Below are 24,456 nucleotides of genomic sequence, written 5' to 3'. Positions count from 1 at the left end.
GAGTTAATAAACATTTAATTTGTATATGTAATATGGGAACATATTTTATCATATTAATGTATACTATAAGGGAGGTAATGGTATGAGTGATAACCTTAAATTATATAGTGATATGGAAAAATATGAAATTATCAATGTTAATGACGGTGAAAAATATAATTATCTAGCTAATAATGATTTAATTATCGATGAAAGTGGTAATTTAAAGCTTATTATATTGAATAAAAATCAATCAAAATTTGGATTTTTTGGTAACAATGAATTTTTTGAGGTTCCTTGGGAATGCGTAAAAAAGATAGGACTGAGAACAATAATTATTGACGCTGATGAAGAGTTAATGAAAAAATCTCGACTATAATTTTTAGGAGGAATAATAGTTGAATATTATTATACAGAAATTTGGTGGAACTTCTGTATCGACAAAAGACAGACGAAAAAAGGTTATTGATAAAATAATCTACGCTATCAAATCAGGATTTATGCCTATTGTCGTGGTTTCTGCTATGGGAAGGCTTGATGATCCCTATGCTACTGATACATTACTTTCATTAGTAAGTGAAACATATAGGCAGTCTAATAAACAAGGCTCGGACATGCTTATGTGCTGTGGTGAAATAATAAGTTCAGTAGTATTATCTAGCGAGTTAAATGATTATGGATATAAATCCATGCCCATGACTGGAGGACAAGCAGGAATAATAACAGATGAAGGTTTTGGTGATGCAAATATTTTGAATGCTGATGCTGAAAAAATTACGGATATGCTAAAACAGTCCATAATTCCAATAGTTACTGGTTTTCAAGGAATCAGTAAATCGGGTTATTTTACAACGCTTGGCAGAGGTGGCAGCGATGTCTCAGCAGCTATATTAGGAGGCGTCTTAAGAGCTGATAAAGTAGAAATATATACAGATGTAGATGGAATTATGACTGCTGATCCAAGAATAGTAAGCAACGCATCTCTTATTCATGAGATTAGTTATAATGAGGTGTTTCAGTTGGCTGATCAAGGAGCAAAGGTAATACATCCTAAGGCTGTAGAGGTCGCCATGAGATATAATACAAAATTAGTAATCAAGAACACCCTTAATAATTCTGAAGGTACATTAATATCTAGTGAGTTTAATATGTTAAAAAATAATGCTATAACCGGAATTACTCATATGAGTAATAGACTTCAAATTAATATTTCATCAGAAGAAAACGAAAATACAGATTCCTATGATACAATTTTAGATGTACTTGGTAAAAACGGCTTAAGTATAGATCTTATAAATGTATTTCCTGATAAAAAGATATTTACTGTAGATGAAGAAGATGCACAATTGGCACATTCCTTATTAAATTCAATGAATATTAAATATAATTTTCAAGAGTATTGTGATAAGATATCTATAGTAGGTTCAGGAATGAAAGGCGTTCCTGGAATTATGGCAAAGGTATTAAGAAGGCTGAGACTTGAAAATATAGAAGTCCTTCAAACTTCTGATTCTCATATGACAATATGGTGCCTGATAAAAGGTGAAGATACTAAAAAGGCTATTATGGCTTTGCATGATGAATTTAAATTATACATTAGTAAATACTCTTAATTAATTTTCTTATATGCGAATATTAAAATTCCCAGTGCAAATAATAATATAGTATTTTAGTTTTTCAAAACAAATACCAATTTGCCTGGAGGGATTAATTTGACAGATAAAGAAATGAATGAAGAAGAAGTTGACAGAGTAGAAAATCTTAAAGAATTAGGAAGTTTGGATTTATCTAATGATGATGATAAAGTTCATATATTAACTATTATTGGACAAATAGAAGGACACATGATGCTTTCACCTCAAACTAAGACTACCAAATATGAGCATGTAATCCCTGAACTTATATCCATGGAAAGAAATCAAAAAATAGAAGGAATATTGATAGTACTTAATACTATAGGGGGAGACATAGAGGCAGGACTTGCTATAGCAGAAATGATAACTAGTCTTAGCAAACCTACTGTGTCATTGGTAATTGGAGGAGGACATTCAATAGGAGTACCACTTGCTACAGCTGCTAGTTATTCGTTTATTTCACCTTCAGCTACTATGATTGTACACCCGATAAGATTAAATGGTCTTGTTATAGGTGTACCTCAAACTTTTGAATACTTTAATAAGATGCAGAAGAGGATAATAGAATTTGTTACAAGAACATCCAAAATAGAAAGAGAGAGATTGGAAAAGCTAATGCTACAAACGGATGAATTGTTAAATGATATGGGTACAATACTTATAGGAAAACAAGCAGTAGAATATGGTATAATAAATGAAGTAGGTGGAATTAAAGAGGCTTTAGCAAAATTAGAGGAACTAATTAATGAAAAAAATAAATAACCATAGGATACCCTGTGGTTATGTTTTTTAATTTGCAGGATATACAACATTGAGTGTAGAATAAAATTTTTGAGGTGGTACTATTGTCTAGAAAGAAAAAAACTAATGCACTAAATTATGATATATATGGTATTCTACTAATAGCTTTAGGAATATTGGATATCTTTAGTCTTATAACTAACAAAGCTGGGATGGCAGGGGCCTTTATTAAGAAATTTATGATAACAGTAGCTGGGCTTGGCGCATTTATATTTCCTATATTTATAATATTCATAGGGTTAAGCTTAATTGCTTCAAGAGGGAAACTTTCTTTTAATAAGAAATTTTATGCTATACTAGCTTTTGTTCTTAATACTATGTTTACATTACAATTATCTCAAATGGATTACTTTTATAATGGATCTTTCTCGTCTGGAGTCGGCAAAATAATAAGTTATAATGGAATACCATATGGAGGAATAATAGGATATATAGTAGACGTACCTTTGTATTCTATACTTGGAAGCGTAGGCTGCTTAATAGTATTTAGTTCAGCTTACTTAATAATAAGTGTTATTATATTTAATTTGTCATTAGCAGACATAATAAATAGTAACAAAGATAAGCTGCAGCAGAAAATGGAAAAGAGAAAATCAAATAAAAAAATAGTAACAGAAAAATTAGAAGATACCCCTAAAGCAGTTGGTGAAAAAACCGAGTACATAGGAAGCATAAATAAGAAAATTAAAATCATGGATTATTTAAAGAACACTCAAATAGAGGATGAACCTGCAGCAAATAAATCCCCTGAAGATAAAAAAATACTTATAATGCCTGAATCTAATCAGCGTACAAAGAAAGATGTGCCAGATACATCTATAGACGAGGAATTATCAGATAAGATTATGGAAGATACAGATACTATTCCAAAAGAATATTTATATCCTAAAATAGAATTACTTAATATAAACGAGAGTGTTACAATGAATAAAGATGATAAGAAAGATTTGTTAGCTAGCGCTAATAAGCTAGAATCTACCTTAAATAGTTTTGGCGTGGATGCTAATGTAATCCAAGTAACTAAAGGACCATCTGTAACTAGATATGAACTTCAGCCTAAATCGGGAGTAAAAGTTAGCAAAATAGTAAATTTGTCTGATGATATAGCACTGAGTCTTGCTGCTAAAGGAGTAAGGATAGAAGCTCCTATACCTGGCAAGGCTGCTGTTGGAATAGAAGTACCAAATAAAGAACTTATGGCTGTATATTTAAGAGAAGTTTTAGAGTCTGATGAATTCCAAAATTGCAATAAAAACATTGCATTTGCTTTAGGAAAGGATATAGCCGGGAAATGTATAGTTACAGATCTTTCCAAAATGCCACATCTTCTTATAGCTGGTGCAACTGGATCAGGAAAGAGTGTATGTATAAATACTTTGATAGTGAGTTTACTATATAAGTACCCTCCGGAAGAGGTTAAACTTTTAATGGTAGATCCAAAAGTTGTTGAATTGAGTGTATATAACGGAATACCACATCTTTTAATACCAGTAGTTACTGATCCAAAAAAAGCTGCAGGAGCTTTAAATTGGGCGGTTAATGAAATGACAAGGAGATATAAGCTGTTTGCTGATAATTCTGTAAGGAATATAGAAGGGTACAATGAACTTGCTTCTAAAGGGCTAGTAGAAAAGAAACTTCCTTGGATAGTCATGATAGTGGATGAGTTAGCAGATTTAATGATGGTGTGCCCTGGAGATATTGAAGATTATATAGGAAGGCTAGCTCAGATGGCAAGAGCGGCAGGCATGCATCTAGTTATTGCTACTCAAAGACCTTCAGTAGACGTTATAACAGGAGTAATAAAAGCTAATATACCTTCAAGAATTTCTTTTGCGGTTTCTAGCCAAATAGATTCAAGAACAATACTAGATTCATCAGGAGCAGAAAAACTTCTAGGAAGAGGAGACATGCTATTTTACCCTGTTGGGGAGTCTAAACCTATAAGAATACAAGGTGCATTTATTTCTGAGGATGAGGTAGAAAGAGTTGTTAATTTCGTAAAAGATCAGAAGAAAGAAGAAAACACAGAATATAAGGAAGAAATTTTAAATCATATAAATTCAGATCAATCAGATGACGGCGAGAGTGATGAATTACTTGAAGAATCCATTAGAATTGTAGTAGAAAGTGGACAAGCATCTACCTCTTTGTTACAAAGAAGGCTAAGGGTAGGATATAACAGAGCTGCTAGAATAATTGAACAGCTAGAGGCAAAAGGTATAATTTCAGGAAGAGATGGTAGTAAACCAAGGCAAGTTCTAGTAGATCATTTAGATTACAATGATAATGAATTTAAAAATTAATTTGTAAAAAATACTTGTGAAATAAAGAAAAGAGATTTAAAATGTATTTGTACATATGAGAACGTAGGAGGGCGCAATTTGATAAAATATAAAGTTGGCATAATTAGCTTAGGCTGTGATAAAAATAGGATAGATACTGAAATAATTTTAGGTAATCTTAAAGATAAATTTGAAATAACCAATAATCCAAAAGAGGCACAGATAATAATAGTAAATACCTGTGGCTTTATTGAAACATCTAAGCAAGAATCAATAAATACAATTTTTGAAATGGCAGAATATAAGCATAAATACAAATGCGAAGTTTTAATTGCAACAGGCTGTTTAACTCAGAGATACAATAAAGAAATACAAGAATTGATGCCAGAAGTGGACATAATACTAGGAGTAAATGACTATAATAAAATAAAAGAATGTATAGATAAGTTTTATCAAGATAAAAATAGAATACTACTATGTTCTTCTAATGAAAATAATTTTATAAACGAAGGAAAGAGAATAATTTCTACAGGAAAAAATTATGCATATATTAGAATTGGAGAGGGATGCAACAATAATTGTACATATTGCGCTATACCAAGTATACGTGGCAGATACAGAAGCAGATCTATAGAGAATATAGTTGATGAGGCAAAAAATATTGTGGAGCAAGGTATAAAAGAAATCATATTGGTAGCTCAAGATACAACTATGTTCGGAATTGATATATATGGGCGAAGAAATTTACCTGTGCTATTAAAAGAACTTTCTAAGATTGAAAATTTACATTGGATACGACTTTTATATTGTTATCCAGAAGAAATAACTGATGATCTTATCGATGAAATTCAAAACAACCCTAAAGTATGCAAATACATAGATATACCTATACAGCATATAAGTAATAATGTGCTTAAAAGGATGGGGAGAAGAGGCAGTAAAGAAGACATACTTAGCGTAATAAGAAAGTTAAGAAGCAAAATTCCTAATATAGCCATAAGATCTACTTTTATTGTTGGATTTCCAGGCGAATCTGAATCCGATTTTAACGAATTAAAAGAGTTTGTTAAAGAAGAGAAAATTGATAATTTAGGAGTTTTCAGATTTTCTCCCGAAGAAGGAACTGCGGCAGCTAACATGACTGGAGAAATTGAAGATGATATAAAAATTAAACGTGAAAAAGAAATAATGCTTACTCAAAAGCAGATAGTTGCTGATAATAATAGAAACAAAATAGGTAATTGCTATGAAATATTGATAGAAGAGTATGACGGCAATTATTTTATAGGAAGAAATCAATATATGTGTCCTGATATTGATGGAATAGTATATGTAAAATCAGAGTCGGAACTTAAAATAGGAGAGTTTGTAAAAGTAGAAGTAACGGATGCTCTTGAATATGATTTAGTAGGAGATGTTTACTATGAATCTTGCAAATAAACTTACTGTAGTTAGAATTTTTTTAATACCAGTGTTCTTGATATTTATAGCAGTTAGAGGTATACCTTATGGAACTATATTAGCAACTTTAGTTTTTATATTAGCAGCATTAACTGATAAACTCGACGGTTATATAGCTAGAAGCAGAAATCAAATTACTAAATTTGGTAAACTTATGGACCCGTTGGCTGATAAACTTCTTGTGACAGCTGCTTTTATTTCATTAATGGAATATAGGGTTATTCCAGGATGGGCTGCCATAATAATTATAGCTAGAGAATTAGCAGTAACAGGTCTTAGATCTATTGCAGCAAGTGAAGGTATTGTTCTGGCTGCTGGGTTATGGGGAAAACTGAAAACTGTGGCTCAGATAGTGGCTATTATTTTATGCCTACTACAAGTCAATGTCACTCAACAGAAAGAATTAACTAATTTTATACTTCAATACCCAGGATTAAAAGAGTTTTTAACTGTAGTATCACCAATAGCCTTATGGATAGCAGTTATAATAACACTTTTTTCCGGATTTGATTATTTTATAAAAAATAGACATGTCATTAAAACAGAAAAGTAGTGTATAATTAATAAATAAATGTCAATAATTAAAAAGACTGTTAAGAAGTTCCTTGATTTTGTAGGAGCTTCTTTGTTTTAAATTATTATAAAATATGTTGGAAAGGATGAAATTTACTTACATATAACATCTTCAATTCGTAATTTACAAATTATAATTAATAATTTGTAGATGAAAAATAATAAAGAAGAATTAAGAGTTAAAAGCTATGGCTAAAATTCCCATTTAGCGAATTTACAAATTGAAATCGACTTCCTCAAAAGATGATTTCTCACAAACTCTTCACCCTTACTTTTTACTTCTTAATCGTTTAAAAAATTTCATGTTACGAATTGTAGGCATAACATATTTTGGGTTGACTAAATAAATTAAATGATTTATAATTTATATGGAACATTTGTTCGGAAAGAGAGGTATACTTATGGGTAATATGGATATGGATAAGTTAAAAGCTATAGAGGCAGCAATGAGTCAGATAGAAAAACAATTTGGAAAAGGTTCTGTTATGAAATTAGGAGAACATAGTGTGCTAAATTTAGACTCTATTTCTACAGGATGCTTGGACTTGGATATAGCTTTAGGAATTGGAGGAGTTCCTAGGGGAAGAATAGTGGAGATATATGGTCCTGAATCCTCAGGTAAAACTACTGTAGCGCTTCATATAATAGCTGAAACTCAAAAAAAAGGTGGAGCAGCTGCATTTATAGATGCTGAACATGCATTGGATCCTTCTTATGCAAAAGCCTTAGGCGTAGATATTGATAACTTAATAGTATCACAACCAGACACTGGGGAACAGGCTTTAGAAATAGCTGAAGCATTAGTAAGATCAAATGCTATAGACACTATAGTGGTGGATTCTGTTGCCGCATTAGTTCCTAGAGCTGAAATTGAAGGAGAAATGGGAGATTCACATGTAGGACTTCAAGCGAGGCTTATGTCACAAGCACTAAGAAAATTGGCAGGTTCAATAAACAAATCTAAATGCATAACTATATTTATTAATCAGCTTAGAGAAAAAGTAGGAGTTATGTTTGGAAATCCAGAAACAACACCAGGTGGTAGAGCACTAAAATTCTATGCATCAGTTAGAATGGATATTCGAAGAATAGATTCTATAAAGCAAGGAGAAGATGTTGTTGGTAACAGAACTCGTGTTAAAGTTATAAAGAATAAAGTTGCACCACCATTTAAGCAAGCAGAGTTTGATATAATGTATAATGAAGGAATATCAAGAGAAGGAAATATATTAGATGTTGGCGTAAAAGAAGAGATAATACAAAAGAGTGGTGCATGGTTTTCTTACAATGATATTAGGCTTGGCCAAGGAAGAGAAAATTCTAAGCAATTTTTAAAAGAGAATTATGATTTATCCCTTGAAATAGAAAATATGATAAGAAAAAAATATGAATTGCCTCTTATGGCTAAAAATGATAAGAAGGAAAAAGAAGATATAAAAGATGCTGGTACAAAAAATAATAAAGAAAAATAAGATTTCTTAGTAAAAATTATCGTCTCAAATTTTAAAAACTATTTTATCCAAGTGATTGCAATTATGTATTATTTAAAAATTGCATACTTGGATTTTTTATTTGTTAAAGAAAAGCACATAAATTAAATATACTGTTTATTGCTGTACTTAAATATCTATAACTTGACATTATATAAAATATAATATAAAATAAATACAAATACTGGTTTATCATAGTAAAATATTATCGATGTTATATATGACACCTTTTCTAGCTTTCATAATTGATTGCTAAAATTTACGCAAAAAAGCAAAGGAGGTGTTCGTATGGAATTTGAAATCGGTATGGGCATATTAATATTTATTATAGTATCAGCAGCTTTGTTTGCTGTGTACTTAGTAAGGAAAAGTTTAGTTGAAAAAAATATCATTAGAGTTCAAGAAGAAGCTGCTAAGGTTTTGGAATCTGCTAAAAGAGAAGCGGATTCCACTAAAAAGGAAGCAGTTTTAGAAGCTAAAGAAGAGGTTCACAAATTAAGAACTGACTTTGAAAAAGAATCAAGGGAAAGAAGAAGTGAAATTCAAAGATTAGAAAGAAGAATTTTACAAAGAGAAGAATCCTTGGATAAGAAAAGCGATATGCTTGAAAAAAGAGAAGAAACTATTAACCATAAGCTTCAAGAGGTTGAAACTCTTCAGCAAAGTGTAAATGAAATCTATACAAAGCAAAGAGAAGAATTAGAGAAAATATCAGGGCTTAGCTCTGAGGAAGCTAAACAACTTCTTTTGGAAGAGTTAAATGCTGAATTGAAGCATGATTCTGCTGTAATGATAAAGGAATTTGAAACCAAAACCAAAGAAGAATGTGACAAAAAAGCTAGAGACATAATAACTACAGCCATTCAAAGATGTGCGGCAGATCATGTGTCTGAATCAACGGTACATGTGGTTGCTTTACCTAATGACGAAATGAAAGGTAGGATAATAGGCAGAGAAGGTAGAAACATAAGAACATTGGAAACATTAACAGGCGTTGATTTAATAATAGATGATACTCCTGAAGCTGTTATACTTTCAAGCTTTGATCCTATTAGAAGAGAAGTAGCAAGAATAGCTCTTGAAAAGTTAATAATTGATGGAAGAATTCATCCAGCTAGAATTGAAGAAATGGTTGATAGAGCTAAAAAAGAAGTTGAAAATGACATAAAAGAAGAAGGAGAGCAAGCAACCTTTGAAACTGGAGTACATGGATTGCACCAAGAGCTTACAAAGCTTTTGGGAAGATTAAAGTACAGAACAAGTTATGGTCAAAACGTTTTAAAACATTCTTTAGAAGTAGCATATTTAGCAGGACTTATGGCTAGTGAACTTGGTTTAGATTCCACCATTGCAAAACGTGCGGGGCTTTTACATGATATAGGAAAAGCAGTAGATCATGAAATTGAAGGACCACATGCTCTTATTGGTGGTGATATTGCTAAAAAGTATCATGAAACTCCTATAGTGGTAAATGCTATAGCTGCTCATCATGGTGATGTAGAGATGCAGAGCTTAGAAGCTATATTAGTTCAAGCAGCTGATGCTATATCTGCAGCTAGACCAGGTGCAAGAAGAGAGACTTTAGAAGCATATATTAAAAGATTAGAAAAACTCGAAGAGATTGCAAATTCATATGAAGGCGTAGAAAAGTCATATGCCATCCAAGCAGGAAGAGAAATTAGAATTATGGTTAAACCAGATCAAATTGATGATGCAGGGGCAATCGAAATGGCAAGGAATTTAGTTAAGAAGATAGAAAATGAATTAGAATATCCTGGCCAAATAAAAGTTAATATTATAAGAGAGACCCGAGCTATTGACTATGCAAAATAAATAAGATAAGTTTGAAAACAAAACTCCTTTTTAAATTTTGTAAAAAAATATATTTTTTACAAAGTTTAAAAGGAGTTTTTAATAATTTGTAGAAATATATAATAGATTTACTTTTCTATATAGTAATTAAGGAGGTACAAATATGGAAGTATTAAAGGTTTCTGCAAAATCTAGCCCAAATTCTGTAGCAGGTGCTTTAGCAGGTGTTTTTAGAGAGAAGGGTGAAGTTGAGATACAAGCTATAGGAGCTGGTGCTATAAATCAGGCTGTAAAAGCAATAGCTATAGCACGTGGCTTTGTTGCTCCTACTGGAATAGATTTGATATGTGTTCCTGCATTTGCAGATATTGTGATAGAAGGAGAAGAGCGAACTGCTATTAAGTTCATAATTCAGCCAAGATAAATAACGGACCTTAATGGTCTGTTTTTTTTATTTAGTTAACCTATATATCATTAATAATATATTTACAATATAGCTTATTAATGATATATTTTATATGTAATTATTTAATAAAGTACATATTAACTTCTAGTTTAATCTATATTGGAGGGTGAAAAATGGAATTTTCTAATCTTGCCTCTAAGTTGCAACCGTCAATAACCTTAGAAATTACTGCAAAAGCTAATGAAATGAAAAAGAATGGTATTGATGTTATTAGTTTTGGAGCAGGTGAACCTGATTTTAATACACCGCAGAATATAATAGAAGCTGCTAAATCAGCTATGGATAATGGATTTACTAAATATACGCCATCTTCGGGCATAATAGAATTAAAACAGGAAATAGTAAAGAAATTTAAAAGAGATAACAATTTAGATTATGGCACATCGCAAATAATAGTTTCTACTGGCGCAAAGCAATGTCTATCTAATGTTTTTCAAGCAATACTAAATAAGGATGATGAGATAATAATAAATAAGCCTTGCTGGGTTACGTATCCTGAACTTATTTCATTATATGGAGGAGTTCCAGTATATGTAGATACTGATGAGAAAGATAGTTTTAAATACAAACTTGATAATCTAGAAGCAGCTGTTACTAGTAAAACTAAAGCTATAATAATTAATAGTCCTAATAATCCAACTGGTGCAGTTTATAGTAAAAAAGAGTTAGAAATGATTGCAAGCTTTGCAGAAAAATATAATCTTATTATTATTTCTGATGAGATATATGAAAAATTAATATATGGAGATTCTACCCATATAAGTATTGCATCTTTATCTCAAGATGCGTATAATAGGACTGTAGTTATAAATGGATTTTCAAAAACATATTCTATGACTGGATGGAGAATTGGATATGCAGCAGGTGCAAAAGAAATTATAAAGCTAATGGGAAGCATCCAAAGCCATACAACATCGAATGTTAATTCCATAACTCAGTACGCTTCTGTTGAAGCTCTGTCTGGTCCGCAAGATACTATAGCATATATGAAAGAACAATTTAATGCTAGACGTGATTATATGGTTGACAGAATTAAAGCTATCCCATATGTAACATGTGTAAGGCCGGAGGGTGCTTTTTATGTTATGCTAAAAGTTAAAGACTTATATGGTAAATATATAAATGGAGAATCTATCTTAAATTCTACTATTTTTTCTAGTGTACTTTTAGAAGAAGCAAAAGTTGCTGTAGTACCTGGTGCTGCATTTGGAGCTGACGATTACATAAGGTTATCCTATGCAACTTCTATGGATAACATAAAAAACGGATTGGATAGAATAGAGAAATTTATAAAAAAAATAGTCATTTAATATTAAAACATTTTAATATTAGAAAAATCGTGATATATTATTAATTAAGAAGTAATTTTTAGTAAAGGGTGATTATGCTATGGGAAAACAAGTTAAACTACTTTTACCAATTGATGGCGAAGTGTTAGCCTTAACAGAGGTAAACGATTATCTTTTTAATAAAAAGATAATGGGGGATGGTGCTGCTATAAGACCTAAAGGTAATTTTGTTTATTCACCAGTTGATGGAGAAATAACTCTTGTATATGATGCAAAGCATGCAATTGGAATCAAAACCGAGGACAATCTTCAATTATTAATACATGTAGGTATTGATTCGGTTAAATTGGAAGGAAGAGGTTTTGCTTCTTATGTAAAAGTTGGAGAAAAAGTAAAAGCTGGAGATAAGATTCTGTTTTTTGATAGAGAGTTTGTTGAAATGCAAGCATCAACAGTTACTCCGTTAGTAATTACTAACTCCGAAATCATAGAAACTATTGATATAAATTTTAAAACTAATAAAGCTAAAGACACATTTATGACTGTAACATTAAAATAGGGAGGAATTTACATGGTAAGTAAGGAAGTATGTGTAAAGAGTGCTACCGGGTTACATGCTAGACCGGCAACTCTTTTAGTTAAAAAAGCGTCATCATTCAAATCAGACATAACAGTTGAGTATAATGGAAAAAAGGCTAATGTCAAAAGCCTTATAGGTGTTTTATCCCTAGGAGTATCTAGAAATTCAAACATAACGATTACAGCTTCAGGAGATGATGAAACCTTAGCTGTAGAAGAATTAATAAAACTTGTTGATTCTTTAGAAGAATAATTAATTAGAGGGAACCTTTTGGTCCCCTCTTTGTTATGTTGGTGGTTTAATTAAATTTATTATGCTTTAATATGTAAAGCAGATATATTACATTTAATGCTGATAGGCCAATTACTAAATAAATTATTCTTTCTACAACAGAAGAAGCAAATCCGAAAGCATTTGCAATCTGTGCAACTATATTGAAATCATTGTTGCCTATTCCAATAAAACCCCAATTTAATGCGCCAATCAGCACCAATATAATAGTAATCTTGTCTGGCAGGCTTAATTTATACATATTTATTAACCTCCTACAGTATTAAATAAGATTATTATAATAGAATTATATTATCTATAATTGCATATAGAACTGAGTACTTTACAGAAAAAGAATTTTATTTTAAATTATTAAATACTAATATTAAAGATCATTTAAGGAGGCTAAAAATGAGAGATTTATACAATACACCGCTTAATGCTAGATATGCTTCAAAAGAAATGAGTTATATATTTTCAGATGATATGAAGTTTAGGACTTGGAGAAAACTTTGGATAGCTTTAGCAGAAAACGAAAAGGATTTGGGGCTGAATATAACAGCTGAGCAAATTAATGAACTTAAAGCTAATGCTGAGAATATAAATTACGAAGATGCTGAAAAGAAAGAAAAAGAAGTTAGACATGATGTTATGAGTCATGTATATGCCTATGGACTTCAATGTCCATCTGCTAAAGGAATAATTCATTTAGGAGCAACAAGCTGTTATGTAGGCGATAATACAGATATAATAATTATAAAAGAAGCTTTATTGCTGATAAGAAAAAAACTAATTAATGTTATAGCTGCTCTTACTAAATTTGCTGTAAAATATAAAAAAATGCCTACTCTTGGATTTACTCATTTGCAACCTGCTCAATTAACAACTGTTGGAAAAAGGGCGTGCTTATGGATTCAAGATCTTACCATGGATTTAGAAAATCTAGATTTTGCTATAAGCAATATTAAATTATTAGGCGTTAAAGGAACTACGGGTACTCAAGCTAGTTTTATGAATCTATTTAACGATGACGAGGATAAGGTAAAAAGACTTGATCAAATGGTATGCAAGAGCATGGGATTTGAAGCTTCTTATATGGTTACAGGTCAAACGTATCCAAGGAAACTTGATTCAATAGTTTTAAATACTTTATCAGAAATAGCTCAGAGTGCATATAAATTTAGCAATGATTTAAGGCTGCTACAAAACATGAAGGAAGTAGAAGAACCCTTCGAAAAAAATCAAATTGGCTCATCAGCTATGGCTTATAAGAGAAACCCTATGAGATCTGAAAGAATAAGCGCTTTATCTAGATATGTTATAGTTGATGCAATGAATCCAGCCATAACAGCTTCAACTCAATGGTTTGAAAGAACATTGGATGATTCTGCCAATAAGAGATTATCTGTTTCTGAAGCCTTTTTAGCTTTGGATGGAGTGTTAAATTTATATTTAAATATATCAGAAAATATGGTTGTCTATGAGAAAGTTATAGAGTCTCATGTAAAAAATGAATTACCTTTTATGGCTACTGAGAATATACTTATGGAAGCAGTTAAAAAAGGTGGGGATAGACAGGAATTACATGAAAGAATTAGAATACATTCTATGGCTGCTGCTTCTAGAGTTAAACAAGAAGGCAAAAACAATGATTTGATAGAACGAATTATTAATGATGAAGGTTTCAATATGAGTGAAAAAGAAATTCTTGATATCATTGATCCTTCTGAATTTGTAGGGAGAGCTCCTTCTCAGGTTGACGATTTTGTTAATGAGTGTGTAAAACCTATATTGGAATCTAATAAAGATATAATCGGCGTTCATGCTGAAATTAATTTATAAAAAATAAAATTATTAAAAATAGAATTCTCTTGTATAAGAGAATTCTATTTTTTTATAAAAAATTATAAAAGATATATATCCACAAATTGGGATTAAAATGTTTATATATATAATTTTCGTAATTATACTCAATCTGTGGATGGGAAATAATGGTATAAATATACATAAGTTATAAATGCAAAATAAATCAGCAAAAATGAAAAAAGAAATTTTCTGCATAAATAGCTTAATAAACGACAATTACTATATATAAAGTAAAAACGCGCTTTAGCAGATATTCAACATTATTTGTTTTAATAATTTTTTTACGACAACAAATATAATTTGATGATTTGTTTATTAAATTTTATAAAAGGGAATTGGGATTATAGCTGCAAAAGCAATAAAACTTAAAGAAATATGATCTATTTTACCTTAAATATACGTCGCTAAATAACCATTTAGCGACATGTGGTTGAAAAAAGTATGGAATTTATGCTATAATTAACATAGAAGCGTTTATTGATGCTCATAAAACTTTAATTATCCCCTATGGAGGTTTGGTATAAGTATGAAATATGATTTTAATATTATATCTGATACAAGGTTTCCTGAAAGAGTTATAGAGTTTGTAAATTATTTATCAACTATAAAAGGAAAGTCTCCCAATACTATAAATGCATATAAGGTAGACTTGCTTACCTTTTTTAGGTTTATGAAAATATACAAGGGTTTAGCAGACAAAAATTTAGAATTTGAAGAAATAGAAATTAACGATATAGATGATAATTTTATAAAGAAAATTAAATTAGCTGATTTATTTGCGTTTCTTTCTTTTGCTGAAAATTATAGAAACAATGGTACATATGCTAGAGCTAGAAAAGTAGCTACTTTGAAATCATTCTACAAATATTTATATGGAAAGGCTAAATTTTTAGATGAAAACCCTACCCTTGAATTAGAATCCCCCAAAATTCAAAAAAGACATCCTATATATTTAACCTTGGATGAAAGCAAAGCTTTACTTACTAAAATGGATAAAACAGATTCCAATTATGTTAGAGATTATTGCATTATAACATTGTTTTTAAATTGTGGAATGCGTTTATCTGAATTGTGCGGTATCAATATTAGCAATATAAAAGGAGATACTTTAACTATAATAGGTAAAGGAAATAAAGAAAGAACTGTATATTTAAATAATTCCTGTATTAGTGCTTTAAATAATTACATAATAGAAAGAAGCAAAAAGCAAACGCAAATTCCTTCTCAACACAAAGATGCCTTATTTGTCTCCGAAAGGAAATGCAGAATTAATAAAAGAACGGTTGAAAGAATTGTTAAAAAATATATTGGAGAAGCAGGATTGGATGAGCAAAAATATACTCCGCATAAGTTAAGACACACTGCAGCTACACTTATGTATAAGCACGGAAAAGTTGATATAAGAAGCCTTCAGATGATTTTAGGCCATGAAAATATATCCACTACACAAATTTATACTCATGTTGATGATGATAAATTGAGACAGGCTGTAAATTCAAACCCTTTAAATGATATGTAGTAGAATTATAGAGCTTAAGGCTTTTGATTTCTTAAGCTCTATAATTCTAATTGTGTGATTTATATATCGCTTTTCTTTAAATGCTTTGATATAAAAAATCCAGGAAATAACTCTTCAAAAATAGCATTGTCTTTATCTTCTAGGGTTTCGCCTAAGCCAGTTACATCTTCTATATATTCTACAGGATCAGAGTTATCATCGAACTCATCCCTTACGTCTAAAACGAGTTCCTCTTGCATAGTATCTTCTTCTATACTGTCTACTATAACTTCTCTGTAATCATCATTATTTTCTTCTAAACATTTACCACAATTATCACAAATTTTGCTGCTATCTAAATCACAGATATTACATTCACCGCAGTCATTACATAATTTATTTGAATTAAATAAACACATTTTACTCATAAAAGTATCTCCTTTTACAATATTATATATTATAAAATTAATTTATAATATCCTACACTTACAATAGTATAATGAAATAAGAACTAAATTTCAATAGAAAAATAAATAATAGAACGTAAGTTTGATATTTGATATAAATAATGTTATAATTAATTTATGATTGAGAGGTGTATTACTATGACTGAACGAAATACTAAGCAAAAAGAAGTATACGATTTTTTAAAAAAATATACCGAAGATAAGGGATATCCACCTTCAGTGAGAGAAATATGTGAAGCAGTAGAACTTAAGTCAACTTCAACTGTTCACGGTCATTTAAAAAGATTAGAAAAGAAAGGTTTAATCAGAAGAGATCCTACTAAACCAAGAGCTTTAGAGATAACGGAATTAGCAAACAGTAAAAGAGAAATGATAAATATACCTATTGTAGGCAAAGTAACTGCTGGTATGCCTATTTTAGCCTTTGAAAATATAGAAGATACTTTCAGCATACCTTTAAATTATGTAAAAAATAATAATCAATTATTTATACTAAATGTTAAAGGTGTTAGTATGATAGAAGCTGGTATTTTAGATGGAGATATGGCGATAATAGAAAAAACAGATATTGCTGATAATGGAGATATAGTAGTAGCTCTCATTGATAATGAAGCAACAATAAAAACTTTTTATAAAGAAAAAGACCATATAAGGCTTCAACCTGAAAACAAAGATTTGGATCCTATAATTGTTAAAGATTGTAAAATTCTTGGAAGGCTTGTTGGTCTTTATAGAGCATATTAACAAAAAGAAAGCTGAGTAAACTACTGCAGCTTTCTTTTTTGATTAAAGTATATTATTTAAAGCAATCATCAACCCTATTTTTACATGTTCTAGAGTTAATCCACCTTGTAAATATGCTATATAAGGTTCTCTTATTGGAGCATCGGCAGATAATTCTATGGAGGCTCCTTGCACAAAAGCGCCAGCAGCCATTATTACTTGATCATTGTACCCTGGCATATCCCAAGGTTCACATTCTACAAAAGAGTCTATAGGCGATCCCTTCTGAATACCCTTGCAAAAATTTATCAGTTTATTTTTATCGTTAAATTTTATAGCTTGAATTATGTCGCTTCGCCTATCATTGTATTTAGGCAACACCTCAAACCCTGCTAACTCAAAGAGTTTAGCGCACAGCACAGCCCCTTTTACAGCTTCTATAGATATATGAGGAGCTAAAAATAACCCTTGGAAAAGCTGTCTCATAACTCCAAAAGTTGAACCACACTCCCCTCCTATTCCGGGAACAGTCAATCTATAGGATGCTTGTTCAACAAATTCTTTCTTTCCTACAATATATCCACCTGTAGGAGCCAGACCTCCTCCAGCATTTTTTATTAATGATCCGGCCATTAAATCTGCACCTACATCTGTAGGTTCTTTTATATCTATGAATTCTCCATAACAATTATCTACGAAACAAATAACATCATTTCTTATAGATTTTATAAATTTTATGACTCCTTCTATTTGATCTATTGAAAATGATTTTCTCCATCCGTAACCAGTAGATCTCTGAATATGAATTAGTCTTATCGATGAATCGTTTAATAATTCAAACTTTATTTTATCTAATTGAAAAGTATCATTTAATAAATTAATTTGCTTATATTTAACTCCGTATTCTCTTAGAGAACCAAGCTTTTCTTTATCGCTAATTCCTATTATATTATGTAATGTATCATAAGGTAATCCTCCTATAGTCAGTAGAGTATCGCCAGGTCTTAAATTACCAAATAGAGCCGTTCCTATAGCATGAGTACCATTAACAAAATGAGGTCTAACTAGTGCGCTTTCTGTATTAAAGACTTGAGCAAAGACCTTATCTAAAGAGTCTCTACCTATATCTCCATAGCCATAGCCAGTGCTATTAGTAAAGTGTGATTCACTTATTCTTTCATCTTGAAAAGCTGCTAATACTTTTAATTGATTTAGTTGCTTTATATCATCATAGTATTCAAATTCTTCAGCTACTTCTTTTTCTGCTCTCTCAATAAGTTCTATGATTTCATTTTTTATTTTATATTTGCTTTTTAAAAAATCTTTAGTGTTAATATTCATGTTCACATACCTCCGTAACAATATTAGCATATAAAAAAAGAATAGGCAATTACAGCCTATTCTTTTTTATTATTCTATATTTTCATCTTCGTTTGTATTGTTAAAAAGTATGTTTCTTCCTGGAGTGATTGTAGATATAGCATGCTTATATATCATCATCTGCTTACCATCATTATCTAAAACCACAATAAAATTATCAAAACCTTTTACAAAGCCTTTTAATTGAAATCCATTCACTAGATGGATTGTCACTACTATTTTATTCTTTCTAGCATTATTTAAAAAAATATCTTGCAAATTGTTAGTTGTTTTATTCATTATGTTATCCCTCCAAATACCTCTTTTTTTATTAATTCTATATAATTATAAAAAATCCTTTTAATATATGAATTATTTTTTTATTAAATTTATCATGTAAGTAAGAATATCATTATCAGAACGAAAATTTTCTTTTTCTATCCAATGAACTCTGCTATCTTTTCTAAACCAAGTAAGCTGCCTTTTTGCATAGTTTCTGCTGCCCTTTTTTATAGATTCAATGGCTTCTTCAAGCGTATATTTATCATCTAAATAATATAATATTTCTTTATATCCTATACCTTTCATGGATTGCATATCTGCATTGCAATTGAAAGATTTCAATTGCTTAACCTCTTCAATAAGTCCCAATTCCAGCATTTTATCTACTCTATAATTTATGCGATTATATAAGGCTTCTCTTTTCATTGTAAGTACAAAATACAACACATCATAAGGTATATCATATTTAGCTGATTCATCAATTTCAAACTGGCTAAAAGGCTTGCCGGTTAGCTTATATACTTCTAATGCTCTTATAACTCGTTTTACATTATTTTTATGAATTTTTAAGCTAGCCTCAAAATCTACAGCTTGAAGCATATGGAATATATACTCAGCTCCTTTTTCATTAGCCAAGTTTTCTAAATAAAGTCGATAATTTTCATCTTTATTTGCATCCGTAAAATTATAGTTGCAAATTAAAGAGTCTATATATAGACCTGTTCCGCCTACTATTAATGGAATTTTGTTATGCTGTATCATCGATGAAATTATTTTTTCGGATTGTTCTTTAAAATCAGCAACACTAAAACTTTCCCAAGGTTCTATTATATCAATCATATGATGAGGAACTCCACTCATCTCCTCTGGCGAAATTTTTGCAGATCCTATATCCATCCTTTTGTATATTTGCATAGAGTCTGCTGAAATTATTTCCGTGTCTAGCATGTGCGCTAACTTAATAGATATATCTGTTTTGCCAACAGCCGTAGGCCCTGCTATAATTATTATTTTAGGTTTCATTAATTTATCTCCTGTTTAGTTTACATAATAATTATTATATCTACTGAATTCTTTTAAACTTTTTTTCAAGTTCATATAGTGTCATTTTTATTATAGTAGGTCTCCCATGGGGACAGTTAAATGGCTCCTCAGCATATCTTAAATCATTTAAAAGTGCACCTATTTCCTGTTCATTTAGTTTATGATTAGCTTTAACTGCTGATTTACAGGCTAAAGTAGCAATATTATTATATTTTATATCCACAGTTTTGGCGCTGGATGAATTTTTTATGCTATCAATCATAGAAAGAAACATATTTTTGTATTCAAGCTTTCCAAGTATATAAGGAACTTCTCTTATAGTTATAGTATTATCTCCAAAAACTTCTATATTAAAACCAGCATTTTTAAAAATTTCATCATTTTCGGAATATATAAAATAATCTTCTGCTGAAAGTTCTAATACAACCGGTGAAAGAAGTATTTGTGATGTAACTGTACCTTCTCCAATTTCCTTTCTATACTTTTCAAACATAATTCTTTCATGAGCAGCATGCTGATCAATTATATATAATTCTGAAGCATATTCGCACATTATGTAGGTGTTATTAAAAGTTCCAATATATTTTAAATCGGGGAACTTAGCACTTTCCTCTTTATAAACTAATTGATTTTCAGATATGTTTTCACTTTTATTACTTTTTATATAATCATTTTGTGTTATTTGATCATATATTTTTGTATAAGAGTTTAGCGAATCAGAGTTTTTCTTTAAATCTAAAGGAAGATCTATTGTAATAGGTTCAACTGGAATGACTGAATTATTTTTAAAATAGTTACTATCATCAGGTAAAGACTCTTTTAAAATAGGACTATTGCTTTCTAATTCGTTTATGTCATTTTTAAGCTGTAGCTCAAACTTTTCTTTTAAGCTTTCTCTAAGTCCGCTATGAACTCCATCAAAAACAAGTTTAAATATTTCTCTATCTTCTTTAAACTTAATTTCTGCTTTTGTAGGATGAATATTAACATCTATATATTCAGGGTATATGTCTAAAAATACAACAAAAAAAGGAAATTTATTTATCATCAAAAATGATTTTAACGCGTTTTCCACTGCAGCTGTAATCAATTTACTTTTTATATACCTTTTATTTACAAATATAGATTGATGATTTCTTGTACCTCGAGTAATATCTGCATTCCCTATATATCCATATACGGAAGCTGTATCATTATGATTTTCAAAATAAATTATATTTTCACTAACAGTTTTTCCATATATTATTCTAATAACATCAACTATGTTATTGGTACCATAAGTATGCATCACGTTTTTATTATTATTAATAAGATTAAAGCTTTTGTCTGGATTGCACAGCGCTAGCCTATTGATAATATCTGAAATTGAGGAAGCTTCCTTGGAAGAACTTTTCATAAACTTAAGTCTTGCTGGAACATTAAAGAATAAATCTCTCACTAAAATATTTGTACCTAAATTGCAGCCAGCGTCTTTAATGCTATTTATTTTACCGCTTTCTATTTCTATATCTCTTCCATAATCAAATTCTTTAGTTCTGCTTTTTAAGTTTACTTTGGATACTGCAGCAATGCTTGCAAGTGCTTCTCCCCTAAAGCCTAAAGTATTAATATTAAATATATCATCAATATTTTGTATTTTGCTGGTGGAATGAGGTAAAAAGGCTTTGCTTAGATCTTCTGGATGAATGCCACTACCATCATCTATTATATTTATGCTCTTTAATCCACCCTCTTCAATAATGATATCTATAGAATTACTCCCAGCATCAATACTGTTTTCTACTAATTCTTTAACTACAGAAAAAGGTCTTTCAATTACTTCTCCTGCAGCAATCTTATTGGAGGTTTCTTCCGTTAGCATATTAATTCTCTTCATAAATTATCACCTCCCACTTTATAAATTCTTTGATTTTTTTATTATCTCATATAGCTTATTCATAGCATCCATAGGCGTTAAATTAAGAATATCTATAGAAGAAATCTCTTTAATAAGAGAATTTTTCTCTAAATCAAGAAAATTCATTTGATAAGCAGAATTTTCTTGGTTATCTCTGTTCTTTTCATGCTTTGAAGATTGTACTTCCTGAGACACAGTTATAGTATTTTCGTCTTCTGAAGAGTTCTTCTCAAGCATACTTAATATTTCTTTAGATCTATCGATTACTTTTTGGGGAAGTCCTGCAAGTTTTGCAACTTCTACTCCGTAGGATTGGTCAGCTCCACCCCGCACAATTTTTCTTAAAAATACTATCTCGTTTCCTATTTCTTTTACTGAGACAGAATAATTCTTAACTCCCGGAATTTCACCTTCTAATTTCGTTAATTCATGATAATGTGTAGCAAATAAAGTTTTACATTTTAAATTATCATTATTACTTATATACTCTATAACAGCCCAGGCTATGCTTAAACCGTCATAGGTACTAGTACCCCTACCAACCTCATCAAGAAGCACCAAGCTATTATTAGTAGCGTTATTTAATATGTTTGCCACCTCAGACATTTCTACCATGAAAGTGCTCTTTCCAGATGAGAGGTCATCCGATGCACCTATTCTAGTAAATATTCTATCACAAATACATATATCTGCTGAAGAAGCAGGGATAAAGCTGCCTATTTGTGTTAATATTGAGGCCAAAGCTACTTCTCTCATATATGTAGATTTACCTGCCATATTAGGACCTGTTATTATAATCATTTGATCATTCTTATTGTTTAAATAAACATCGTTACATATAAATGTTCCCTTGTTTATGACTTTTTCCACTACAGGGTGCCTTCCATCTTTAATATTGATGTAACCTTCTTCATTTATTTTAGGTTTACAATAATTATTCTCTAAAGCTACATCAGCAAGAGAAGTTATGCAATCAATTTCAGATATAAGTCTGGCACTAGTTTTCATTCTATTTATATTGGTTTCTATAGAATTTCTTATTTCAACAAAAACATTGTATTCCAATGAACATAGTTTCTCTTCTGCACCCAATATCTTTTCTTCCATTACTTTTAAGTCTTCTGTTATAAATCTTTCAGCATTAGCTAAAGTTTGCTTTCTTATATATCTATCTTTTGGAATAGAAGAATAATTGGATTTACTAATTTCTATATAGTAACCAAATACCTTATTATAACCTACTTTAAGAGATTTTATTCCAGTAAATTCTCTTTCTTGATTTTCAAGAGAAGCTATCCATTCTCTTCCGTGAATTTTTGCTTTTCTTAGTTCGTCAATTTCCGGATTATAGCCATCTTTAATTATATTTCCTTCCTTTACAGATAAGGAAGGGGATTCTATAATTGAATGATCTAAAATCTTATAAATATCCGTTAATTCGTCTAGATTTGAATAGATAAAACTTAGTAAATTGCTATTAGAGTCTTTTATAATATTCCTTATTTTAGGTATATTGTTTACAGAGCTTTTTAAGGAAAGCATTTCCTTTGCATTTACGCTTTGTGCTGAAATTTTTCCTATAATCCTCTCTATATCATAAACCTTTTTTAAAGCTTCTTTTAATTCAGACAGTATTGAAAAATTATTTCTTATTTCCTCAACGGCATCCAGCCTATCTTCTATTAGTACCTTATTTATTAATGGCTGTTCGAGCCATTTTCTTATCATTCTGCTTCCCATAGAAGTAGATGTTCTGTCTATAATATGAAGAAGAGAGTCTTTCTTTGATTTATCCCTTATGTTCTCTGTAAGTTCTAAATTTTTTCTTGTGTTTATATCCATATTCATGTAATCAATTATATTGTAAAATTGAAGATCTGTTATATTTGACAAAGTAAGCTTTTGGGTATCAAGTATGTAATTAAGAATTCCGTTTATACTATATAATACACTGGTATTTAAATTATCAAATCTTTCATTTTTAAATTGACTATTTAGGTTATCTAAATAGTTATTCTTAAAATACTCTTTAGATCTTACAGTTAATGTAATCTGAAATTTTGCTTTAATATCATTGATAATAGATTCTGATATATTTTCCTCTATTAAAATTTCTTTAGGAGAAAATTTGGAAATTTCGTCTATTATTAATGTAGGAACTAAATTAAAATTAGTAGCATAACATTCCCCAGTAGATATATCTACAAAGCATAAACCGCACATTAAGCTGTCTTCATCAATATACATGCTCATGATATAGTTATTTTTATTATCGTCTAGAAACATGGAATCAGTAAAAGTTCCAGGGGTTATAATTTTTATTATACCCCTTTTTACTATCCCCTTAGCTGTTGCAGGATCTTCTAACTGTTCTCCTATTGCAACCTTATACCCCTTACTTATGAGGCGCCCAATATAACTATTTGCAGCATGATATGGTATACCACACATGGGAGCTCTTTCTTCCAGTCCACAATCTCTTCCAGTAAGAACAAGCTCAAGTTCTTTAGACGCTATTTCAGCATCTTCAAAGAACATTTCATAAAAATCACCTAATCTATAAAATAGAATGCAATCTTTACATTTATCTTTAACTTCTAAATATTGCTGCATCATTGGTGTAAGTGCCATACGATTTCCCTCCCAAATATAAAAGCCCCCAACAGAGCTTTTATAAGTT

At 30.3% G+C, this 24,456-nt stretch carries 22 protein-coding genes; 15 read left to right on the top strand and 7 right to left on the bottom strand.

Annotated features, from left to right (window positions below; genetic code table 11):
* Positions 1 to 82: 82 nt before the first annotated feature.
* From IAI10_RS07080 to IAI10_RS07025, 12 genes are all read left to right on the top strand, one after another.
* Positions 83 to 358, top strand: a complete 276-nt coding sequence (locus IAI10_RS07080) for a YlmC/YmxH family sporulation protein (protein WP_315672592.1) — start codon at positions 83 to 85, stop codon at positions 356 to 358.
* Between the two features lie 19 nt (positions 359 to 377).
* Positions 378 to 1,592, top strand: coding sequence for an aspartate kinase (gene dapG, locus IAI10_RS07075; RefSeq protein ID WP_315672591.1), 1,215 nt, complete (start codon positions 378 to 380; stop codon positions 1,590 to 1,592).
* A 114-nt stretch (positions 1,593 to 1,706) separates the two neighbouring features.
* Entirely contained in the window at positions 1,707 to 2,375 is a 669-nt protein-coding gene (locus tag IAI10_RS07070) for an ATP-dependent Clp protease proteolytic subunit (protein WP_315672684.1), read from the top strand.
* Between the two features lie 74 nt (positions 2,376 to 2,449).
* Positions 2,450 to 4,720 (top strand): DNA translocase FtsK 4TM domain-containing protein, encoded by a 2,271-nt coding sequence (locus IAI10_RS07065; RefSeq protein ID WP_396334354.1) that lies wholly within the window; start codon positions 2,450 to 2,452, stop codon positions 4,718 to 4,720.
* 78 nt (positions 4,721 to 4,798) lie between these two features.
* Positions 4,799 to 6,139, top strand: a complete 1,341-nt coding sequence (rimO, locus tag IAI10_RS07060; protein WP_315672589.1) for a 30S ribosomal protein S12 methylthiotransferase RimO — start codon at positions 4,799 to 4,801, stop codon at positions 6,137 to 6,139.
* Positions 6,123 to 6,713, top strand: a complete 591-nt coding sequence (pgsA, locus tag IAI10_RS07055) for a CDP-diacylglycerol--glycerol-3-phosphate 3-phosphatidyltransferase (RefSeq protein ID WP_315672588.1) — start codon at positions 6,123 to 6,125, stop codon at positions 6,711 to 6,713. Before rimO ends, pgsA begins: the two co-directional genes overlap by 17 nt.
* Before the next feature lie 430 nt (positions 6,714 to 7,143).
* On the top strand, positions 7,144 to 8,205 hold the full coding sequence (gene recA, locus IAI10_RS07050; RefSeq protein WP_315672683.1) for a recombinase RecA: 1,062 nt from the start codon (positions 7,144 to 7,146) through the stop codon (positions 8,203 to 8,205).
* A gap of 306 nt (positions 8,206 to 8,511) precedes the next feature.
* The gene (gene rny, locus IAI10_RS07045) at positions 8,512 to 10,056 is read left to right on the top strand and encodes a ribonuclease Y (RefSeq protein ID WP_315672587.1); all 1,545 of its coding nucleotides are present in this window, start codon (positions 8,512 to 8,514) and stop codon (positions 10,054 to 10,056) included.
* Between the two features lie 142 nt (positions 10,057 to 10,198).
* The gene (locus tag IAI10_RS07040; protein WP_315672586.1) at positions 10,199 to 10,459 is read left to right on the top strand and encodes a stage V sporulation protein S; all 261 of its coding nucleotides are present in this window, start codon (positions 10,199 to 10,201) and stop codon (positions 10,457 to 10,459) included.
* A 155-nt stretch (positions 10,460 to 10,614) separates the two neighbouring features.
* Entirely contained in the window at positions 10,615 to 11,811 is a 1,197-nt protein-coding gene (locus IAI10_RS07035) for a pyridoxal phosphate-dependent aminotransferase (RefSeq protein WP_315672585.1), read from the top strand.
* Positions 11,812 to 11,890: 79 nt separating this feature from the next.
* Entirely contained in the window at positions 11,891 to 12,349 is a 459-nt protein-coding gene (locus tag IAI10_RS07030) for a PTS glucose transporter subunit IIA (RefSeq protein ID WP_315672584.1), read from the top strand.
* Positions 12,350 to 12,361: 12 nt separating this feature from the next.
* The gene (locus tag IAI10_RS07025; RefSeq protein ID WP_315672583.1) at positions 12,362 to 12,622 is read left to right on the top strand and encodes an HPr family phosphocarrier protein; all 261 of its coding nucleotides are present in this window, start codon (positions 12,362 to 12,364) and stop codon (positions 12,620 to 12,622) included.
* 46 nt (positions 12,623 to 12,668) lie between these two features.
* On the opposite strand, the gene IAI10_RS07020 is transcribed toward IAI10_RS07025, so the two are convergent.
* Entirely contained in the window at positions 12,669 to 12,902 is a 234-nt protein-coding gene (locus IAI10_RS07020) for a DUF378 domain-containing protein (RefSeq protein WP_315672582.1), read from the bottom strand.
* 149 nt (positions 12,903 to 13,051) lie between these two features.
* Between IAI10_RS07020 and purB the strand changes: the two genes are divergently transcribed.
* Positions 13,052 to 14,482, top strand: a complete 1,431-nt coding sequence (purB, locus tag IAI10_RS07015; RefSeq protein ID WP_315672581.1) for an adenylosuccinate lyase — start codon at positions 13,052 to 13,054, stop codon at positions 14,480 to 14,482.
* 550 nt (positions 14,483 to 15,032) lie between these two features.
* Complete coding sequence (locus IAI10_RS07010; RefSeq protein WP_315672580.1) at positions 15,033 to 16,025, top strand: tyrosine recombinase XerC; 993 nt, start codon at positions 15,033 to 15,035, stop codon at positions 16,023 to 16,025.
* 59 nt (positions 16,026 to 16,084) lie between these two features.
* Here the strand turns inward: IAI10_RS07010 and IAI10_RS07005 are convergent, their stop codons facing one another.
* A complete protein-coding gene (locus IAI10_RS07005) occupies positions 16,085 to 16,432 on the bottom strand; it encodes a hypothetical protein (RefSeq protein ID WP_315672579.1) in 348 nt (115 codons plus the stop codon).
* 177 nt (positions 16,433 to 16,609) lie between these two features.
* Between IAI10_RS07005 and lexA the strand changes: the two genes are divergently transcribed.
* A complete protein-coding gene (lexA, locus tag IAI10_RS07000) occupies positions 16,610 to 17,215 on the top strand; it encodes a transcriptional repressor LexA (RefSeq protein ID WP_396334353.1) in 606 nt (201 codons plus the stop codon).
* Between the two features lie 42 nt (positions 17,216 to 17,257).
* Here the strand turns inward: lexA and IAI10_RS06995 are convergent, their stop codons facing one another.
* The 5 genes from IAI10_RS06995 to mutS all read right to left on the bottom strand — a co-directional run bounded on the left by IAI10_RS06995 (position 17,258) and on the right by mutS (position 24,407).
* Positions 17,258 to 18,535 (bottom strand): methionine gamma-lyase family protein, encoded by a 1,278-nt coding sequence (locus tag IAI10_RS06995; protein WP_315672578.1) that lies wholly within the window; start codon positions 18,533 to 18,535, stop codon positions 17,258 to 17,260.
* A 69-nt stretch (positions 18,536 to 18,604) separates the two neighbouring features.
* Positions 18,605 to 18,853: an RNA chaperone Hfq gene (hfq, locus tag IAI10_RS06990; RefSeq protein ID WP_315672577.1), complete on the bottom strand. Its 249-nt coding sequence runs from the start codon at positions 18,851 to 18,853 to the stop codon at positions 18,605 to 18,607.
* A gap of 72 nt (positions 18,854 to 18,925) precedes the next feature.
* Positions 18,926 to 19,858 carry a tRNA (adenosine(37)-N6)-dimethylallyltransferase MiaA gene (gene miaA / locus IAI10_RS06985; RefSeq protein ID WP_315672576.1) on the bottom strand — a complete coding sequence of 311 codons (933 nt, stop codon included), beginning with the start codon at positions 19,856 to 19,858 and terminating at the stop codon, positions 18,926 to 18,928.
* Between the two features lie 40 nt (positions 19,859 to 19,898).
* Complete coding sequence (mutL, locus tag IAI10_RS06980; RefSeq protein WP_315672575.1) at positions 19,899 to 21,755, bottom strand: DNA mismatch repair endonuclease MutL; 1,857 nt, start codon at positions 21,753 to 21,755, stop codon at positions 19,899 to 19,901.
* Positions 21,756 to 21,773: 18 nt separating this feature from the next.
* A complete protein-coding gene (mutS, locus tag IAI10_RS06975; protein WP_315672574.1) occupies positions 21,774 to 24,407 on the bottom strand; it encodes a DNA mismatch repair protein MutS in 2,634 nt (877 codons plus the stop codon).
* Positions 24,408 to 24,456 lie beyond the last annotated feature (49 nt).

The organism is Clostridium sp. 19966, from assembly GCF_032335695.1.
In the GTDB taxonomy this organism is placed as follows: domain Bacteria; phylum Bacillota; class Clostridia; order Clostridiales; family Clostridiaceae; genus JACTOJ01.
The sequence above is the reverse complement of the archived record's forward strand: the minus strand, read 5'-3'. Positions and strand labels throughout refer to the sequence as shown.

Excerpts from the sequence above, each read along its gene's own strand:
- rny (WP_315672587.1), top strand. The coding sequence starts at position 8,512 with ATGGAATTTGAAATCGGTATGGGCATATTAATATTTATTATAGTATCA.
- IAI10_RS07010 (WP_315672580.1), top strand. The coding sequence starts at position 15,033 with ATGAAATATGATTTTAATATTATATCTGATACAAGGTTTCCTGAAAGA.
- recA (WP_315672683.1), top strand. The coding sequence starts at position 7,144 with ATGGATATGGATAAGTTAAAAGCTATAGAGGCAGCAATGAGTCAGATA.
- mutL (WP_315672575.1), bottom strand. The coding sequence starts at position 21,755 with ATGAAGAGAATTAATATGCTAACGGAAGAAACCTCCAATAAGATTGCT.
- pgsA (WP_315672588.1), top strand. The coding sequence starts at position 6,123 with ATGAATCTTGCAAATAAACTTACTGTAGTTAGAATTTTTTTAATACCA.
- IAI10_RS07025 (WP_315672583.1), top strand. The coding sequence starts at position 12,362 with ATGGTAAGTAAGGAAGTATGTGTAAAGAGTGCTACCGGGTTACATGCT.
- hfq (WP_315672577.1), bottom strand. The coding sequence starts at position 18,853 with ATGAATAAAACAACTAACAATTTGCAAGATATTTTTTTAAATAATGCT.
- IAI10_RS07020 (WP_315672582.1), bottom strand. The coding sequence starts at position 12,902 with ATGTATAAATTAAGCCTGCCAGACAAGATTACTATTATATTGGTGCTG.
- IAI10_RS07005 (WP_315672579.1), bottom strand. The coding sequence starts at position 16,432 with ATGAGTAAAATGTGTTTATTTAATTCAAATAAATTATGTAATGACTGC.
- IAI10_RS07035 (WP_315672585.1), top strand. The coding sequence starts at position 10,615 with ATGGAATTTTCTAATCTTGCCTCTAAGTTGCAACCGTCAATAACCTTA.
- IAI10_RS07030 (WP_315672584.1), top strand. The coding sequence starts at position 11,891 with ATGGGAAAACAAGTTAAACTACTTTTACCAATTGATGGCGAAGTGTTA.
- miaA (WP_315672576.1), bottom strand. The coding sequence starts at position 19,858 with ATGAAACCTAAAATAATAATTATAGCAGGGCCTACGGCTGTTGGCAAA.
- IAI10_RS07040 (WP_315672586.1), top strand. The coding sequence starts at position 10,199 with ATGGAAGTATTAAAGGTTTCTGCAAAATCTAGCCCAAATTCTGTAGCA.
- lexA (WP_396334353.1), top strand. The coding sequence starts at position 16,610 with ATGACTGAACGAAATACTAAGCAAAAAGAAGTATACGATTTTTTAAAA.
- purB (WP_315672581.1), top strand. The coding sequence starts at position 13,052 with ATGAGAGATTTATACAATACACCGCTTAATGCTAGATATGCTTCAAAA.
- IAI10_RS07080 (WP_315672592.1), top strand. The coding sequence starts at position 83 with ATGAGTGATAACCTTAAATTATATAGTGATATGGAAAAATATGAAATT.
- IAI10_RS06995 (WP_315672578.1), bottom strand. The coding sequence starts at position 18,535 with ATGAATATTAACACTAAAGATTTTTTAAAAAGCAAATATAAAATAAAA.
- mutS (WP_315672574.1), bottom strand. The coding sequence starts at position 24,407 with ATGGCACTTACACCAATGATGCAGCAATATTTAGAAGTTAAAGATAAA.
- IAI10_RS07070 (WP_315672684.1), top strand. The coding sequence starts at position 1,707 with ATGAATGAAGAAGAAGTTGACAGAGTAGAAAATCTTAAAGAATTAGGA.